Raw genomic sequence first — 15,909 nt, forward strand, 5'->3', positions numbered from 1 at the left:
TTTTGTTGGCTGTGAAGCCTCTTAACTCTTGATATATTTGGATGTAACCGGGATTTTGTTGATAGTTTTACAGAATGATTACAAGCTTAGAAATAAAAATATTTTTTTTAACCTTGTTTGGTCTGCTGTTTGCAACACCGGGTGGTCCTTCTTTTTTAAATACGATAAGGATTAACTTATGACAGCTCGTGAACAAGGCGTTGTTAAATGGTTCAACGACACTAAAGGCTTTGGCTTTATTCAACGTAACGGCGGCGACGACGTATTCGTTCATTTCCGCGCAATTATGGGCGAAGGCCACCGTTCACTTCGTGACGGCCAACGCGTAGAATTCAGCGTTGTTAAAGGTCAAAAAGGCTTCCAAGCTGAAGAAGTACAACCTTTAGACTAATCGTCTGAATGTACTCAAAAACGCTCCAATGTAAATTGGGGCGTTTTTTGTTTATAATGCTTCAGCAATTTTGTGATTATTCAATTAGGGCACATCTATATGTCATCAGGTTTTGAAACCTTAAATTTACATCCGAACCTTAAAAAAGCCATTGATGCTTTAGGTTTTAAGGATATGACGCCTATTCAGCAAAAGGTTTTAAAATTTACATTGGCTGGACATGACGCTATTGGTCGTGCTCAAACTGGTACTGGGAAGACTGCGGCTTTCTTGGTCAGTGTGATCAATGACTTGTTGAATAATCCAATTAAAGAACAGCGTTATCGTGGTGAACCGCGTGCATTGATTCTTGCACCAACGCGCGAACTTGCTTTGCAAATTGAAAGTGATGCAAAAGAATTAGTGAAATACACTGATCTCAATGTCATGACTTTGCTCGGTGGGGTAGATTTTGATAAGCAAAAAAATCTATTAAATCGTAATTTTGTCGACATTATGGTGGCGACACCGGGTCGCTTGATTGACTTTGTTGAACAAAAAGAAGTTTGGCTCGATCAAATTGAATTTTTAGTGATCGATGAAGCTGACCGTCTTTTAGATATGGGCTTTATTCCTTCAGTGAAACGTATCGTGCGCTTTTCACCACGTAAAGAACAACGACAAACTTTGATGTTCTCTGCAACATTTAGTTATGACGTTTTAAATTTGGCACAGCAATGGTTGTTTGAACCAGTAACTGTTGAAATTGAACCTGAGAAAAAAACCAATGCAGATGTAGAGCAACGTGTCTACATGGTGGCGAAGTCTGATAAATATAAATTGCTGGAAGACATCTTACGTGATGAACCAATTGAAAAGGTCATGATCTTTGCCAACCGTCGTGATCAAGTGCGTAAACTTTATGATCACCTCAAAAAAGACGGTTATAAAGTGGTGATGTTGTCAGGTGAAATCGCTCAAGATAAGCGTTTGAAAATGCTTGATCAGTTCAAAAATGGTCAACATAACATCATGATTGCAACAGACGTTGCGGGTCGTGGTATCCATGTCGATGGTGTTTCTCATGTAGTGAACTTCACACTTCCTGAACAGTCGGATGATTATGTACACCGTATCGGTCGTACAGGTCGTGCAGGTACTCGTGGTGTGAGTATTAGTTTCTTGTCTGAAGATGATGCTTTTTCACTGCCTGAAATTGAAAAAGCCATTGGTCAAAAATTACCTTTAACCCGTTTAGACGGTTATTGCTAATTTTGCTTCTAAAAAGCCTGCAGATTTGCAGGCTTTTTTATTTCATGTCGACTATTTCATTTTGTGTTAATGACAAAACAAAATCACAGACTAGCGTTTTAGTTTGCACGGCAACTAAAGGTTAGTACGGTTTGGTAATCATCATCTTTGCTGATGCTACCGCTATTTCCAGTAATGGTGCCAAGTACGCCAGCCGCCGCCTGAATCATTTGACCTGTCTTTTCATCGACCACGCCTTTTAAAACTCCGTTGTATTCTTGCTTTTCATCCACGACGACAGGGGTCGCATTTTTACCACAGGTACTATTTGCAGCTGCAATTGCATTATTTTTTGCCGCTAAACTGGTTTTACCTACGGCAGTCACTTCATATTGATTATTTGGTTTTTGAATCGCTAAGGATTTTGTTGGTGTAGATGTACATGCAGCTAAAAGCACAGTTGCGCTTAGCGTGCTAACAATGGCAACAGTTTTGTTGAATTTTTTCATGCGGTGCCCCGAGTTAGAAACAATTTGATTTATTTGAACATAAAATTTCTTATAGAACAGGGAACTGCTGTACAAGTTATGCGGTTTTTTTATAGTAAATCTGTGAATAAAGCTGACTTAACAAATAAGCACCGAGTCTGATGTAAACATTCTAGAGTAAGTTATTGAGAATATGCTAATCTTGAGCAAACGTTTTAAAGTACAGTGTATAGATGTCAATTCTAAAATCAGCAGTTGATACAGTTCATCAAAATATTCATCAGCGTCAGTCGATTGGTCATTTAATTGAACCTGCGCCGAATGCTGAGCAATTGGAAAATGCGTTTCAAGCCGCTTTAACGGCGCCAGATCATCATCGTCTTAAGCCTACGCGTTTCGTGATTATTCCTGAAACTGAACGTGAAGCATTTGGTGAGTTGCTTTCACATGCTTTAGCCGATACTGGACAAACAGAAGAAGCGCAGTTGGAACGTGTGAAACACCATCCATTTCGTGCGCCACTATTGGTTTTGGCTTTAACTCAATTACAAGATCATCCCAAAGTTCCGCATTTCGAACAAATTTTAAGTTCAGGCGCAGCAGTACAAAACTTTTTGCTCTCTTTACAAGCACAGGGCTTTTCAACCATGTGGCGTAGTGGGGCGGTGGTTGAATCTAAATTGTTTAAACAAGCCTTAGGCTTAACGGAAAACGATTTGATTTCAGGCATTATTTATATCGGTACAGCTGTGAAAGCAATTCCACCTCGTGCTGAAATACAGTCTGCTGACTTTGTAAGCCATTGGCATAAAGCAAACCAATAAAAGTGAAAAATAGATCGATTGATGAAGTTCGATCAGTAAAGAAATTAGGATAAAAGAACAATGTCAGAACTTGATTTTGCAAGTCTTGTTAGCCCAGTGTCAGTTGATCAAAAAACTGCACTGCGTGTTACGGTGTTGGGTGGTGGGAGTTTTGGTACTGCGATGGCCAATACTGCAGTACGTAATGGCTGTGACACCATGATATGGATTCGTGATGAGGCGGTGGCTGCGGATATCAATGCAACACATATCAATAAACGTTACTTGCCAGATTTTCAATTAGAAGCCGGTTTGCTCGCTGTTTCAGATTTAGAAAAAGCAGTATGTAATCGTGACATTATTTTGGTGGCCATTCCGAGCCATTCTTTCCGTAGTGTTTTACAGCAGATCAAACCTTTTATCACCTCACAAGCAGTGGTGTCTTTAACCAAAGGTATTGAAGCCAATACCTTTAGCTTTATGAGCGATATTATTCGTGAAGAACTTCCTGAAGTCCCTTATGGTGTGCTTTCAGGGCCAAACTTGGCGAAGGAAATTGTTGCAGGACAACCTGCAGGAACAGTGATCGCAAGCCAATCTGAACTGGTTCGTTATGCAGTTCAACAAGCGCTGCACAGTGCATTATTCCGTGTATTTGCAAGTGATGATGTGCATGGCGTGGAATTGGGCGGTGCACTGAAAAATATCTATGCAGTCGCGATGGGTCTAGCTGCAGCTTATGGTGTCGGTGAAAATACCAAGAGTATGATTTTGACACGTGCTTTGGCAGAAATGAGCCGCTTTGCAGTGAAATTAGGCGCAAACCCATTAACATTCCTAGGTTTATCTGGTGTCGGCGACTTATTTGCAACTTGTAGTAGTCCACTCAGCCGCAATTACCAAGTCGGCTTTGCACTCGGTAGTGGTAAAAGCTTAGAACAAGCCACCAAAGAACTCGGACAAACTGCGGAAGGGATTAATACGATTGTGCAAGTACGCGCACGCTCTGAAGAGCTCGGTGTGTATATGCCAATTACCAGTGCATTGTATGAAGTGATTTTTGAAGGTGCGCCGGCCCTGAACATCGCATTGTCATTGATGAAAAATGGACATCGCAGTGACGTTGAATTTGTCTTGCCACATCAGCAAGTTTAAGTTTGCTGATTAATATGCAATACACATAGCTTTGTCATACTGGCTGTATATAATGTGCGGAATAGAATAAGGAAATTTTATGCAACTGACATTGGTTAGGCATGGCGAAGCTGCTCCACCTGTAATGGGGAATGATGAAAAGCGTCCATTAACAGCGCGTGGACAAACTCAAGCGGCAGAAACTGCAGCATATTTGAAAGATTTAATTCAACCAGACGTTTTTGTGGTGAGTCCGTTATTGCGTGCGCAGCAAACACTTTCATTTTTGCAAAAACATTTTCCACATGTGCCAGTGGTTATTTGTAATACCATCAAACCGGAAGATGATGCCAAAGTTGCAGTGGAGTGGTTGTCACATTTACCGTATGAGTCTATTGTGGTGGTGTGCCATATGAACGTTGTGGCACATATGGCCAGTGTTTTGGTCTCAGAATATTTTAATCCCTATGCTTTGGCAGAAGCGCGTATTTATGAACAAGCAGTCATTGCTCCAGGGTTATCAACACAAATTAAAACGTTTATACCATCAACATAAAAACCAATTAAAACGGCAGAAAAATTAATGTTGTATTTATGGATGCCCGAAGCCAATGGGGTTTGGCAATGGTCAGAAGGGGATTTCTGGAAGCAGTCATCGACACTTGAACAATTGATTCAGGAAATTCAGCCACATGCGGGAAAGGAAGCGGTTGTTTTCTTTCCAAGTCGTGATGTACAAATCATTCAGCAAAATTTTCCAAAAAACCAGTATAAAAAACTTGGCCCAGACGGCGTAAAATATTTACTTGAGGAATATGTCATTTTGCCTTTGGATGCAATGAAAGTATTGCATCATTTTCAAAGTCCAGATGAATTAACGGTCATGGGGGTTGCGCATAGTACAGTTGAAACGATGCAGCATGCTTTGACGCTAATTCCTGTGAAAGTCATTTCGTTATTACCTGACTTTTTGGTCTTGCCAAGCCCAGAAGCTGGGCAACATGTTTTGGCAAATGTCAGCGGTCATTTATTGGTCCGAAATTGTGAATATGTCGGTCAGTCTGTTGATGATTTGGCATTGTACTTAGATTATCAAATTGGTCAGCCGAACTATAAGATTTCAAATCTAAGTTCAGATCAGACGCATAGTCTTGAAGCCGCTGTAACGCATGATCACATTGAATCGTTTCATTATGAACTACCCAATATAAAAAAACCCAAACAACATCCACTCAATGTTTTGCCGAAAGCCAAAGCCAATAATGGTGTGAGTGGCTATTGGAAAGCATGTGCAGCTGTTTTGGTTGCGGCTCTAATTACACAGTTTAGCTATGATGCAGTTCGTTGGTATCAATACAAAAAAGTGGCCAATATCACTGCGGCACAAGCGATTGATCAGTTTAAATATTGGTTTGGGCAAAGCTATCCTGTGACTGAACAAACGCTGAAAAGCCAGTTCGAATCACAGTTGCGTCAGAGTCAAACGGGCAATGCGCAGGCGCTGTCCTTGCTGAGCCGTGTCGGGCCAGTTTTGATGCAAAACCAAATTTCTGCAAATCGTGTGAGCTATGAATCCTCGATGCTGAATATGGAGCTAAAAGCCAATTCGGCAGAAGTACTACAAACCCTAACCAATCATTTAAAACAACAAGGTTTTAAAGTTGAATTAGGGAATATTCAACCAAGTGCCAACGGCGCGATTGGATTGGTGAAAATACAATAATGACAAAAATGGAAAACCTACAGCAACGTATAGATGGGCAAATTGAGCGCATCACTGATTATTTAGACCAACTTTCTACTCGTGAACGAGTCATGGTGATCTTTACCACGATTTTTGTTGTAGTGGCAGCGATTGGTTCGGCACTATTTTATATGAACAAAGCTGCAAATTTTCAACAAAAGCGCGTGAATGAACTTAAAGATACTGTTGTTTGGATGCAAAGTAATGCCGTCACGATGAAACCAGCAGGTGATACACAACTGAGTGCGTTGGAAAAAGTTCAGCGTGTGTCGCAACAACAGGGCTTGTCAGTGGCATCGCAACAAGTCGGCGAGCAAATACAGATTGCTGTGATGCATGAAAATTATGCAATTCTGGCCAATTTTTTGACGCAATTGGTTCAAATGGGCTTAAGTATTGAAAAGATGGAATTAAGTTCTGAAGCGGGACAGGTCAAATTAACAGCGAGTGTACAATAATCGGTAAAAATAAAGATCTGCTAAGCATGGTGTTTTATTTGTGCTGTGCCTATAATATGCCGACTTAAAAAGCAGTAGACTTTTATAGATATGTTGTATTCTCTAGCCCGCCCTTTGTTGTTTACTTTAGCACCAGAGCGTGCACATGAGCTGACATTATCGCTGTTGAAATCTTCTCACAAGATGGGAATGATGCGTCAAAACGTGGCGTCTAAACCAGTGACATGTATGGGAATCGAATTTCCGAATCCAGTTGGTTTAGCAGCCGGTCTTGATAAAAACGGTGCTTATATCGATGCGCTGGCGAGCCAGGGCTTCGGCTTTATTGAAATTGGTACAATTACACCACTTCCACAATCAGGTAACCCTGAACCGCGTTTATTTCGTTTACCGAAAGCAAAAGCCATTATTAACCGTATGGGCTTTAATAATGATGGCGTGGATCAGCTGATCGAAAATGTCAAAGCTGCAAAATTTAAGGGTGTACTTGGGATCAATATCGGTAAAAATGCAGTCACACCTGTTGAAAAAGCAGTTGACGATTATCTGATTTGTCTAGAAAAAGTTTATAACTACGCTTCTTATATTACGGTTAATATTTCATCTCCTAACACAAAAAATCTTCGCAGCTTACAAAGCGGTGATGCTTTGACTGAACTGTTAGAGACGCTCAAGAAACGTCAACTCGAGTTGGCGGATGAAAATCAACATTATGTACCCTTAGTACTTAAAGTTGCACCAGATCTAGAACCTGAAGACATTAATTTTATTGCACAACAATTGTTAAAATTTAAAATTGATGGTCTGATTGTCACCAATACGACTTTGTCACGTGAAGGTGTTGAAGGCCTTCCATTTGGTGATGAAGCTGGTGGTCTATCCGGTGCACCAGTCTTTGAAAAAAGTACGGCATGTTTGGCGGCTTTTGCTAAAGTATTAAATGGTCAAATTCCATTGATCGGTGTAGGTGGTATTTTGTCGGGCGCAGATGCTGTTGCGAAACAAAAAGCAGGAGCAAGCCTTGTACAAGTGTATAGTGGCCTCATATATACAGGTCCGACACTTGTAAAAGACTGCGTAGACGCATTGTAAATATCATGAATACCATTGATATCTTTATACTGATTATTTTGCTCATTGGAGGGCTTAACGGTTTGCGTCAAGGATTTGTAAAAGCCTTTGCGAACTTCATTGGATGGATTCTTGCACTTGTCATTGCGGCAAAGTATGCAACCGTCCTTGCACCTTCGATGACATCTTTAAGTACAGATCCAGTGGTACAGAAGATTGCCGCGTTCGCATTTATTGTATTGTTGATTGTAGTCATGACTTGGGTCGCGACATGGTTATTGAACAGTATTTTGAAAACATTAAAACTCGGTCCTTTAAATCGACTGGCAGGTGGTGTTTTTGGAAGCTTAAAAGGATTGTTGGTGGTGCTGATCACTATGCAGGGGCTAGGTCCTTGGGTAGAAAGTTCACCACATTGGAAACAATCTAAAATGGTTCAGTCATTATTGCCATATGCGCCTTGGGCAACCGAATTGTCCAAAGATGCTGCAAATCAAGCACTTCATCATATTCAGTCTGAAGATGCTCAGAAATCTTCAGACCTACCATCTGAGTCGCAGAACAAGCACGGACGTTCTGGATCGGGTGAGTCAACAAATAATCCTTTTTATTAACCCTAGCTTGTCTGCGAGGTTGCTATGTGTGGAGTAGTTGGTATAGCTGGTAAATCACCTGTTAACCAAATGTTGTTTGATGCGTTAACGATGTTACAACATCGTGGACAGGATGCAGCCGGGATCGTAACTTGTCAGGATGGTCGTTTATTCCTGCGTAAAGATACGGGTATGGTGCGTGATGTGTTCCACACACGTCATATGCGTGCATTACAGGGTAATTATGGTATTGGCCATGTTCGTTACCCAACTGCTGGTTCTTCAAGCAGTGCTGAAGCTCAGCCATTCTATGTAAACTCACCTTATGGCATCACGCTTGCACATAATGGTAACTTAACTAATGCTGCTGAAATTCATGATGACTTGTTCAAGACTGACTTACGTCATATGAACACCGATTCAGACTCAGAAGTATTATTAAACGTATTTGCTCACGAATTGCAAAAACGCGCAAAACTTACACCAAGTGCTGAAGATGTATTCCACGTGGTATCACGTGTGCATGAACGTTGCAAAGGTGGTTATGCGGTTGTTGCTATGATCACCGGTCAGGGCCTTGTTGGTTTCCGTGATCCAAATGGTATTCGCCCATTGATCTACGGTTCGCGTGAGACTGAAAATGGTATGGAATATATCATTGCGTCTGAATCTGTCGCAATTACAGCGCTCGGCTTTAAGGTTGAGCGTGATATTGCACCGGGTGAAGCAATTTATATTACTGCTGATGGCGTGATGTCGACCAAGCAGTGTGCAGTAGCCCCTGAATATCGTCCTTGTATCTTTGAATACGTATATTTTGCGCGTCCAGATGCAACCATTGACGGTATTTCAGTTTACAAAGCACGTTTGAAAATGGGCGAAAAACTTGCTCAGAAAATTCTACGTGAATGGGGCGATGAGCACGATATCGATGTCGTGATCCCAATTCCTGATACTTCACGTACTTCAGCGCTAGAGCTTGCAAATACTTTAGGTGTGAAATTCCGTGAAGGCTTCATGAAGAACCGTTATATCGGTCGTACCTTCATTATGCCGGGTCAGCAACTTCGTAAGAAATCTGTGCGTCAAAAGCTTAACCCTGTAGAGCTAGAGTTCCAAGGCAAAAACGTACTATTGGTCGATGACTCGATTGTTCGTGGTACGACTTGTAACGAAATCATTCAAATGGCGCGTGATGCGGGTGCGAAAAAAGTCTTCTTTGCGTCTGCTGCACCGATGGTGAAATATCCAAACGTGTACGGGATTGATATGCCAGCCAAATCTGAACTGATTGCATCAGAACGTAGCGTTGAAGAAATTCGTGAAATTATTGGTGCTGATCGCTTAATTTTCCAAGACTTGGAAGATCTTAAATCTGCAGTACGCACCAAGAAAGTCCCTGAGTTACAAGACTTTGACTGTTCTGTATTTGATGGTAAATACGTGGCAGGTGGTATTGATGCAGAATATCTTGCTGCACTAGAGCGTAAACGTAATGATTCTGCAAAAAATGAAAAGCCAGCTTATATCGATGTCAACATTGATGCGGCTTCTGTGGATTTAACAGGTGTTCGCGAAGAATAATCTGCTAAAAACACACTGAAAAAGCGGGAATTTCCCGCTTTTTTCATTTATGATGAGCAAACAAAAGACAATGTAGCTTAAGGGTATTACATTGAGACGTGTGGGTTATGATTTTATAAAAAACAAAAATATGTTTTGGCCTGTCACCATGTGTATGGCGGCAGTGTTTTTGACCGTCGCAATTATTAATGTAATTGTCGGTTTAATTGTGGATTATTATGATTCCACACAGTCTATTTATTGGCATGTACTTAGCCCATTTTTAGTGGCGGCTGTGCTGCTGATTATGTTGGTTTCAGTTCTCTATGATTTTTACACCTTTCGCTTAGGCGGCTATTCACTTGCAAAACAGTTAGGTGCGCGACGTCTGAGTCTCATTGAAAGTATTCCTGAAGAAAGTGTTGCACTGCGTATGACTGAGCAGCTGGCAGATACCTTTTTAATAGATACTCCCGCACTTTATGTCTTACCTGATGAAGTGGGTGTGAATGCGCTCACCGCTGGTTTTAGCCCTCGAGATACATCGATCATTTTAACCTGGGGTGCCTTACAAACCCTAGATGAGATGGAAATGTATGGTTTGCTGAGCCATGAATTTAATAAGATCTTGTCGGGGGAAGCTGCTGAAAATACCCGTTTGAAAATCTTATATAGCGGTTTGACGACCTTTAGTCAGTGGGGCAGTAAAATTGCAAAACGTGGTTTCTATAAAAATGGACAAGCACGGGACAATAAGTTTGAAACGCTCTTTGTAGCGATTGGCGCAGTTATTTGGTTGATCGGTAGTTTAGGTGTTTTGATTTCCCGCTTTATTAAATATATCTCTTTGGGTTCTCGAACCTATCGTAATGACCAGAAAACTAAACGTCTGATTCAAAATGATGCCAATATTCAAACCTTATTAAGGATTTATGTGCATCATTCAGGTTCGCAAATTCTTAGTGAATATGCGGAATCGATTTCTCATATGTGTTTTGCAAACTCACTCAGTCCGCAAAACTGGATGAATATTCACCCAAGTATTGAACAGCGTATTTTTGAATTAAATCCGGCGCTCATTCATGACCTGCAACTAGAAAATTTAAAAAAACTGCGAAACCAGCCGCTATTTTATTTATTCCGTTCACTAGAAGAAGCTAGTCCAGATGTTGCAACACCATGGAACTCGCCACAACCATTACCTTTACTGCGCTTGTCACCGATTAGTTTTGCGATACGAGATGCAATTAAACCGTTGAACCCCGAGATTCGTGAAAATTGGCAGCGGCCTGAATTGATCCAACGTGCCTTGCAAACAGCAACGGGTTCGCGTGAGGTGATGGTTGCTATTTTAATGATTCGTCAGTATCGAGAGTTTATTCCGACTGAAGCTGAAGTGAGTCGTGCGATTGTAGATGCATTATTGAATCTTGATGGTCGTGTGCATATCTCAATTTTTCATGAGGCATGTAAAAATATTGGTACCATGCCAGCAACAATTTCCCGGCAGTTCTTAACCAAGCTGGCCAAAATTATTCAGGAAGATGGTGAAATTGGTTTGCTCGACGCATTACTACTTGAAACAGTCAAATATGAGTTAAATCTGTTGCCTGCACATACACCTACATCTTTAGAAGATGTAAAACCGAGTATTGTGCGTTTGATTGATGCCTTGTTGCATGTGCAACAAATTAACAGTGATAACCAACTCGAAGTGCGTGAAAAAATCCTCAATCGAATCTTAACGAAAGAAGAACTAGAGTTCTATCGCGATATATCTGATGAGCCAATTGATTTGGCTGAAATCCTAAATGATATTTCTGGGCTGCTGCTGCGTGAGCGGTTAAGCATTCTTGGGGTTGCTGAAATATGTTTATGGAATGATCGAATTATCACGCAAGATGAGTTGGATGTTTTGCAGCTACTATATTGGCGTATTGGATTTGAATCAGCTGAGATAGTTGAACTAATGCAAAAGAAAAATAGTTTAATGATCGTATAATTATTTATAGTGGCTTGATTTATGAATAAATTGTTTAATTTTAAGTCAAAAGTAGTCTGAGCAAGTCTACATAATCATTAGAGAAATAGAGTGGTCTAATTGATTTATAAAAGTTCAGCAAAAACCAATGAATCCCGTTAGAATAACAAGCCTTGCATAGGTGAAAATGAAAGCATGATTGGGCATCAGCGAAGCATAATGGCGGCAATGGGAATTGATGTATGGATTCCTCAGGCGGCTCCGTGTCAGCAATTTAGCTCAAATATTTGGCGAGATCAGGCGGCTCCTGAAATAGTCTCTGAAATTCTACTCAAAAATGCGCCTCAGCCAACGCCTGTTTCATCACAGGCTGAGCTTAAAAAGAACGTTAATGTTGTTGTAAATCAACCTGTAGAAGCACCTAAAGATGAACCAAAGGTTGTTGAGCCTGTTGAAGTTCGTCCAATTGTTCAAATCCCTTCGTTTAACTTAGAAGCCATCTGTTTAATGCACTGTGTCATTGTCATTGATGCCACAGAATTAACGGCAGAGCAGCAAGTTTTGTGGAGCAATATTCAGCGCGCAGTCAGTGCAGATTTTTTTGCCTTACAGTGGCCTTTTGGTTGGGTGAATTTGCAAGATGGTCGTGGTGCAGCATCTTATGTACAGGGTTTTATCGATGCGATGAGCTTGGATAAAAATGTCATTTGTCTAGGCGATATTCCGCATTTAGAGCATGCGAAGGTGTATCCATTGGCATCTTTACAGCAAATGATTGAACAGCCTTTATTGAAAAAACGCCTATGGCAATTTATGCAAAATAAGGCAGGACAAAATACTTAAATTACGTAAATGGAAAATTTATGCAAAAAAAAGTAGTAGTTTTTAGTCAAATAGATCAAGAAATAATCCAACGTTTAGAACAGCAATTTAAAGTTTTCCAAATTAGTCCTAAATTGGGCGATGTGAATCAGCAAATTCTTGAGCATTCAAAAGATGCTGACGCCATGATTGGTGCAGGACGTTTGTTGAATGCCTCAAATTTAGCCCATGCATCACAATTAAAAGTCATCTCAAGTGTAAGTGTAGGTTATGACAACTATGATCTAGCATTTTTAAATCAAAAAAATATCTGGTTGAGTCATACACCACATGTGTTGACGGAAACTACAGCAGATTTAGCATTTACCTTATTGATGAGTGCGGCACGTAAAGTGCCTGTATTGGATCAATGGACCAAACAAGGGCAGTGGAAGCGTACAGTGGGCCCTGAGCAATTTGGCATGGATGTCTTTGCTAAAACTATTGGTATTATTGGCTTAGGACATATTGGCGCAGCCATTGGGCGTCGTGCTCGCTACGGCTTTAATATGAATGTACTCTATCATAATCGCCGAGAAAAAATTGAATTGGCTGAATCGTTATCAGCGCAATATTGCGATTTGGATGATTTGTTGCAACGTGCTGACTTTGTGGTCGTTGCAGTGGATTTAAATGCAGAATCGAAAGCTTTAATTGGTGAACGTGAGTTGGCCTTGATGCAATCGCATGCGGTATTGGTGAATATTTCACGCGGTTCAGTAATTGATGAAGCCGCTTTAATCGATGCATTAAGTCATGGTCAAATTTTTGCAGCAGGCTTAGATGTGTATGAGCAAGAGCCACTTCAAGAATCGCCATTATTTACATTAGCCAATGTCGTGACATTACCCCATGTGGGTTCAGCTACAGCGGCAACTCGTAAACGTATGGCGGAATTGGCTTATCAAAATCTAGTGGATGTTTTGGTACATGAGCGCGCGCCACGCTATGTGGTCAATCCAAAATTTGAATAAACAATCACAACAGTTTTCTCCATAATTCACCAAAATTCAATGCTATATTCGATGAAGTACGAATATGAAATTTAGAGAATAGACCTTGAAAAAGATTTTACTGGCATGTGGTCTCGGGCTTTGTTCGACATTGGCGCAGACGCAGTCCGTAGATTTTAGTTCATCCCCACAATTTTCTGTGCCTGAAATAGGTAGTGGTGTCGGCTTGTTGGATCAACAAAAAGAGCGTGCCATTGGCGAGAAGGTGTATCGTGAGGTGCATCGTCAACTTCCTGTGACTGAAAATCCGTGGATGGAAGATCGTCTTTTATCTGTCTTTACGCATATTTTGAGCCAAACCCAGCTCAACCAACCGGTCGGATTGTTATTAATTAATGATCCACAAATTAATGCTTTTGCTGTACCGGGTGGTTTATTTGCATTAAATGCTGGATTAATTAATTCAGCTCGCAACATGGATGAAGTGGCAGGGGTGATGGCGCATGAAATTGCACATGTCTCACAACGTCATTACAGTCGTTCACAAGAAGCTTTTAAAGGGCAAGGTTTATTGTCCCTAGCCGGTATCTTGGTCGGAGCCTTGGTGGCCTCACAGGCAGATGGTGATGTAGGTGCGGCTGTAATGATGGGTTCACAAGCCGCTTTAATGGATAAACAGCTAACCTATAGCCGCAATCAAGAACGTGAAGCAGACCGCATCGGGATGCAGTATATGTACCGTGCAGGATACAATCCTCAGAGCATGGCTGACTTCTTTGAAGTGATGCATCGCTCTACGAGTCGAGTGAGCTTTCTGCCTGATTTTTGGTTGACGCATCCATTAACCACGGAGCGTATGAGCGAAGCTCGCTTACGTGCCAATCAGTTGCCTAAAGTTAAAACTAGTTTGGTTGATCAAGATTTTGAAATTCTGCGCTGGTATAGTCGAGTACTCTCAGGTCAGGCAACTGAATTGCAATTAAATGCAATGGTGGCACAAAAGAATTATGCAGCTGAGTTGGCTTTAGTGAGCTTGCATATTAAACAAGGTAACTTTAGTGCTGCTCAAAAGTTATTAAATGAAGCAGCAAAACAAAATGCATCGCATGCACTTTTTACTATTTTGCAGACCGATGTGCTGTTGGGACAAAACAAAACAGCCGATGCCGTGAACGCTGTGAAAAGTTCGGCAATCATCATGCCTGAAAATCGTGCATTAAATTATAAATATGCAGAGGCTTTGATTCGAAACAAAGAATATGCGCAAGCACAACTGATTTTACAGCGATTTTTACAAGCAAATCCACGCGACTTGAGTGGTTGGCGACTGATGTTACAAATGGCTGATGCAGACAAAGATGCAAGCTTCCGTTCGGTCAATGTGCTGCGATATCGAGCTGAAGTAGAGTATTGGGGCGGGGATGAAGAGCGCGCGATTAAATCTTTGCTACAGGCGCAGCGCATCGCCAAAGACTCGAAAAGTCTTTCTGCAAAAATCAAGCAGCGTGTAGACGAAATGCAAAATGAACGGAAATTAAAAATATAAAGATTTCAACTGTGATGCACTTATCTATGTCGATTATAAAGTGCAAATTGTAGTTTTAGTGGCTTAGATTAATCAGTGTAAACTAGCTGGATGTAAAATGTTTATGATTAAGAACTTACAAATGAAAAATATGATTTTGGCGGCCTGTCTGTTGGGCTTAGCAACGAATATTGCAGCAGCTAGCGCAGAACAATATGTGATTGCTGTGAATGATATTAACGAAAAATATAAAACTGATGTACGCCAATTTTTTAGTCAGTTAGACCCGCAGCAACAGGGATTTAAAGCAGACCAGCAAGTGAAATACTGCGGTATTGTTCAGACTTATGTGAATGATCTTTATCGTGCTGCAGACGAAAATCGTGCATTTTTAGATCGTGAGTACCGTACTATGAATAAACATGATGTGATTCAACAGGTGATCGCATCAAAAGAGATGCAATTATTAAAAAAATATAATGTGCAGTGTGCCCTAAATTAAAATTGGTTTTACAAACATTTTAAATCATTGCGAGAAACTGAAAAAAATGAAACTCGATGATTTTGATATAAGTCATGGCAGAATCACGCTTCAGTTGATTCAGCGTCACGATGCAAAAGCACTTTATGAAGCGATCTGTCAAAGTATAGAAACCTTACGAATGTTTCCTGCAAGTTTGGCTTGGTCCTTACAAGAACCTAATTTAGATGCTTCATTGGCATTTTGTGATTCGAGAGTGTTGGCTGCGTTAAATCAGGAAAATTTTGTTTATGTGATTCGTGAGCAACAGTCGCATAACTTTCTAGGTGTCATGGATATTCATCAAATCAATTGGATGGAAAATCAAGCTGCCGTTGGATTTTGGGGAAATGTTGAATTTAAAGGGCAGGGTTTGATGACTGAAGCCTTGCAGTTATTTGTGGATCAATTATTAAATGATCTAGGATTTAAGCAATTAAACGCTTTTGTAGATGTAGAGAACAAGCAAGCACGACGTTTATGTGAACGAGCAAATTTTAAATTGATTGAAATCAAACAAGCTGCAATTCAAAATCCAGTAGATGGAAGTTGGCGAGATATTTGTAAGTATGAAATCGTTAAATAAGAAAGATA

Annotated in this window: 17 protein-coding genes; 16 read left to right on the forward strand and 1 reads right to left on the reverse strand. The window is 40.7% G+C overall.

From position 1 onward, the window contains the following. Positions 1-178 precede the first annotated feature (178 nt). Together FTT99_RS08625 and rhlB are read left to right on the forward strand one after the other, a co-directional pair. Complete coding sequence (locus tag FTT99_RS08625) at positions 179-391, forward strand: cold-shock protein (RefSeq protein WP_005014923.1); 213 nt, start codon at positions 179-181, stop codon at positions 389-391. 99 nt (positions 392-490) lie between these two features. After that, positions 491-1,642 carry an ATP-dependent RNA helicase RhlB gene (rhlB, locus tag FTT99_RS08630; protein ID WP_180003018.1) on the forward strand — a complete coding sequence of 384 codons (1,152 nt, stop codon included), beginning with the start codon at positions 491-493 and terminating at the stop codon, positions 1,640-1,642. Between the two features lie 98 nt (positions 1,643-1,740). Here rhlB and FTT99_RS08635 read toward each other — a convergent pair whose 3' ends face one another. Beyond that, the gene (locus tag FTT99_RS08635) at positions 1,741-2,130 is read right to left on the reverse strand and encodes a hypothetical protein (protein WP_078188876.1); all 390 of its coding nucleotides are present in this window, start codon (positions 2,128-2,130) and stop codon (positions 1,741-1,743) included. Between the two features lie 212 nt (positions 2,131-2,342). Here FTT99_RS08635 and FTT99_RS08640 point away from each other — a divergent pair, with 212 nt between their 5' ends. From FTT99_RS08640 to FTT99_RS08705, 14 genes are all read left to right on the forward strand, one after another. After that, positions 2,343-2,933 (forward strand): nitroreductase family protein, encoded by a 591-nt coding sequence (locus FTT99_RS08640; RefSeq protein WP_171525909.1) that lies wholly within the window; start codon positions 2,343-2,345, stop codon positions 2,931-2,933. A 60-nt stretch (positions 2,934-2,993) separates the two neighbouring features. Next, positions 2,994-4,067 (forward strand): NAD(P)H-dependent glycerol-3-phosphate dehydrogenase, encoded by a 1,074-nt coding sequence (locus FTT99_RS08645; protein ID WP_078188874.1) that lies wholly within the window; start codon positions 2,994-2,996, stop codon positions 4,065-4,067. Positions 4,068-4,146: 79 nt separating this feature from the next. Then, positions 4,147-4,602: a histidine phosphatase family protein gene (locus tag FTT99_RS08650; protein ID WP_180110627.1), complete on the forward strand. Its 456-nt coding sequence runs from the start codon at positions 4,147-4,149 to the stop codon at positions 4,600-4,602. A gap of 27 nt (positions 4,603-4,629) precedes the next feature. Then, positions 4,630-5,769: a type II secretion system protein GspL gene (gene gspL / locus FTT99_RS08655; RefSeq protein WP_180129490.1), complete on the forward strand. Its 1,140-nt coding sequence runs from the start codon at positions 4,630-4,632 to the stop codon at positions 5,767-5,769. Then, a complete protein-coding gene (gene gspM, locus FTT99_RS08660) occupies positions 5,769-6,248 on the forward strand; it encodes a type II secretion system protein GspM (protein WP_078188869.1) in 480 nt (159 codons plus the stop codon). Before gspL ends, gspM begins: the two co-directional genes overlap by 1 nt. Before the next feature lie 90 nt (positions 6,249-6,338). Continuing rightward, positions 6,339-7,340 (forward strand): quinone-dependent dihydroorotate dehydrogenase, encoded by a 1,002-nt coding sequence (locus FTT99_RS08665; protein WP_078188867.1) that lies wholly within the window; start codon positions 6,339-6,341, stop codon positions 7,338-7,340. Positions 7,341-7,345: 5 nt separating this feature from the next. Next, on the forward strand, positions 7,346-7,933 hold the full coding sequence (locus FTT99_RS08670; protein WP_078188866.1) for a CvpA family protein: 588 nt from the start codon (positions 7,346-7,348) through the stop codon (positions 7,931-7,933). 24 nt (positions 7,934-7,957) lie between these two features. Next, the gene (gene purF / locus FTT99_RS08675; protein ID WP_078193623.1) at positions 7,958-9,496 is read left to right on the forward strand and encodes an amidophosphoribosyltransferase; all 1,539 of its coding nucleotides are present in this window, start codon (positions 7,958-7,960) and stop codon (positions 9,494-9,496) included. 91 nt (positions 9,497-9,587) lie between these two features. After that, a complete protein-coding gene (locus FTT99_RS08680) occupies positions 9,588-11,477 on the forward strand; it encodes a M48 family metalloprotease (RefSeq protein ID WP_180129488.1) in 1,890 nt (629 codons plus the stop codon). A 174-nt stretch (positions 11,478-11,651) separates the two neighbouring features. Then, positions 11,652-12,299 carry a hypothetical protein gene (locus FTT99_RS08685; RefSeq protein WP_180129486.1) on the forward strand — a complete coding sequence of 216 codons (648 nt, stop codon included), beginning with the start codon at positions 11,652-11,654 and terminating at the stop codon, positions 12,297-12,299. Positions 12,300-12,319: 20 nt separating this feature from the next. Beyond that, positions 12,320-13,291: a D-glycerate dehydrogenase gene (locus FTT99_RS08690; RefSeq protein WP_180094218.1), complete on the forward strand. Its 972-nt coding sequence runs from the start codon at positions 12,320-12,322 to the stop codon at positions 13,289-13,291. Between the two features lie 85 nt (positions 13,292-13,376). After that, entirely contained in the window at positions 13,377-14,816 is a 1,440-nt protein-coding gene (locus tag FTT99_RS08695; RefSeq protein ID WP_180129485.1) for a M48 family metalloprotease, read from the forward strand. A gap of 121 nt (positions 14,817-14,937) precedes the next feature. Beyond that, positions 14,938-15,297 carry a hypothetical protein gene (locus tag FTT99_RS08700; RefSeq protein ID WP_180129483.1) on the forward strand — a complete coding sequence of 120 codons (360 nt, stop codon included), beginning with the start codon at positions 14,938-14,940 and terminating at the stop codon, positions 15,295-15,297. 46 nt (positions 15,298-15,343) lie between these two features. After that, the gene (locus tag FTT99_RS08705) at positions 15,344-15,901 is read left to right on the forward strand and encodes a GNAT family N-acetyltransferase (RefSeq protein ID WP_180129482.1); all 558 of its coding nucleotides are present in this window, start codon (positions 15,344-15,346) and stop codon (positions 15,899-15,901) included. Positions 15,902-15,909 lie beyond the last annotated feature (8 nt).

This window comes from Acinetobacter sp. YH12040 (assembly GCF_013420005.1).
GTDB classification, from domain to species: Bacteria; Pseudomonadota; Gammaproteobacteria; order Pseudomonadales; family Moraxellaceae; genus Acinetobacter; species Acinetobacter amyesii.

Coding starts and splice junctions, on each gene's coding strand:
- FTT99_RS08625 (WP_005014923.1), top strand. CDS start 179: ATGACAGCTCGTGAACAAGGCGTTGTTAAATGGTTCAACGACACTAAA.
- rhlB (WP_180003018.1), top strand. CDS start 491: ATGTCATCAGGTTTTGAAACCTTAAATTTACATCCGAACCTTAAAAAA.
- FTT99_RS08635 (WP_078188876.1), bottom strand. CDS start 2,130: ATGAAAAAATTCAACAAAACTGTTGCCATTGTTAGCACGCTAAGCGCA.
- FTT99_RS08640 (WP_171525909.1), top strand. CDS start 2,343: ATGTCAATTCTAAAATCAGCAGTTGATACAGTTCATCAAAATATTCAT.
- FTT99_RS08645 (WP_078188874.1), top strand. CDS start 2,994: ATGTCAGAACTTGATTTTGCAAGTCTTGTTAGCCCAGTGTCAGTTGAT.
- FTT99_RS08650 (WP_180110627.1), top strand. CDS start 4,147: ATGCAACTGACATTGGTTAGGCATGGCGAAGCTGCTCCACCTGTAATG.
- gspL (WP_180129490.1), top strand. CDS start 4,630: ATGTTGTATTTATGGATGCCCGAAGCCAATGGGGTTTGGCAATGGTCA.
- gspM (WP_078188869.1), top strand. CDS start 5,769: ATGACAAAAATGGAAAACCTACAGCAACGTATAGATGGGCAAATTGAG.
- FTT99_RS08665 (WP_078188867.1), top strand. CDS start 6,339: ATGTTGTATTCTCTAGCCCGCCCTTTGTTGTTTACTTTAGCACCAGAG.
- FTT99_RS08670 (WP_078188866.1), top strand. CDS start 7,346: ATGAATACCATTGATATCTTTATACTGATTATTTTGCTCATTGGAGGG.
- purF (WP_078193623.1), top strand. CDS start 7,958: ATGTGTGGAGTAGTTGGTATAGCTGGTAAATCACCTGTTAACCAAATG.
- FTT99_RS08685 (WP_180129486.1), top strand. CDS start 11,652: ATGATTGGGCATCAGCGAAGCATAATGGCGGCAATGGGAATTGATGTA.
- FTT99_RS08690 (WP_180094218.1), top strand. CDS start 12,320: ATGCAAAAAAAAGTAGTAGTTTTTAGTCAAATAGATCAAGAAATAATC.
- FTT99_RS08700 (WP_180129483.1), top strand. CDS start 14,938: ATGAAAAATATGATTTTGGCGGCCTGTCTGTTGGGCTTAGCAACGAAT.
- FTT99_RS08705 (WP_180129482.1), top strand. CDS start 15,344: ATGAAACTCGATGATTTTGATATAAGTCATGGCAGAATCACGCTTCAG.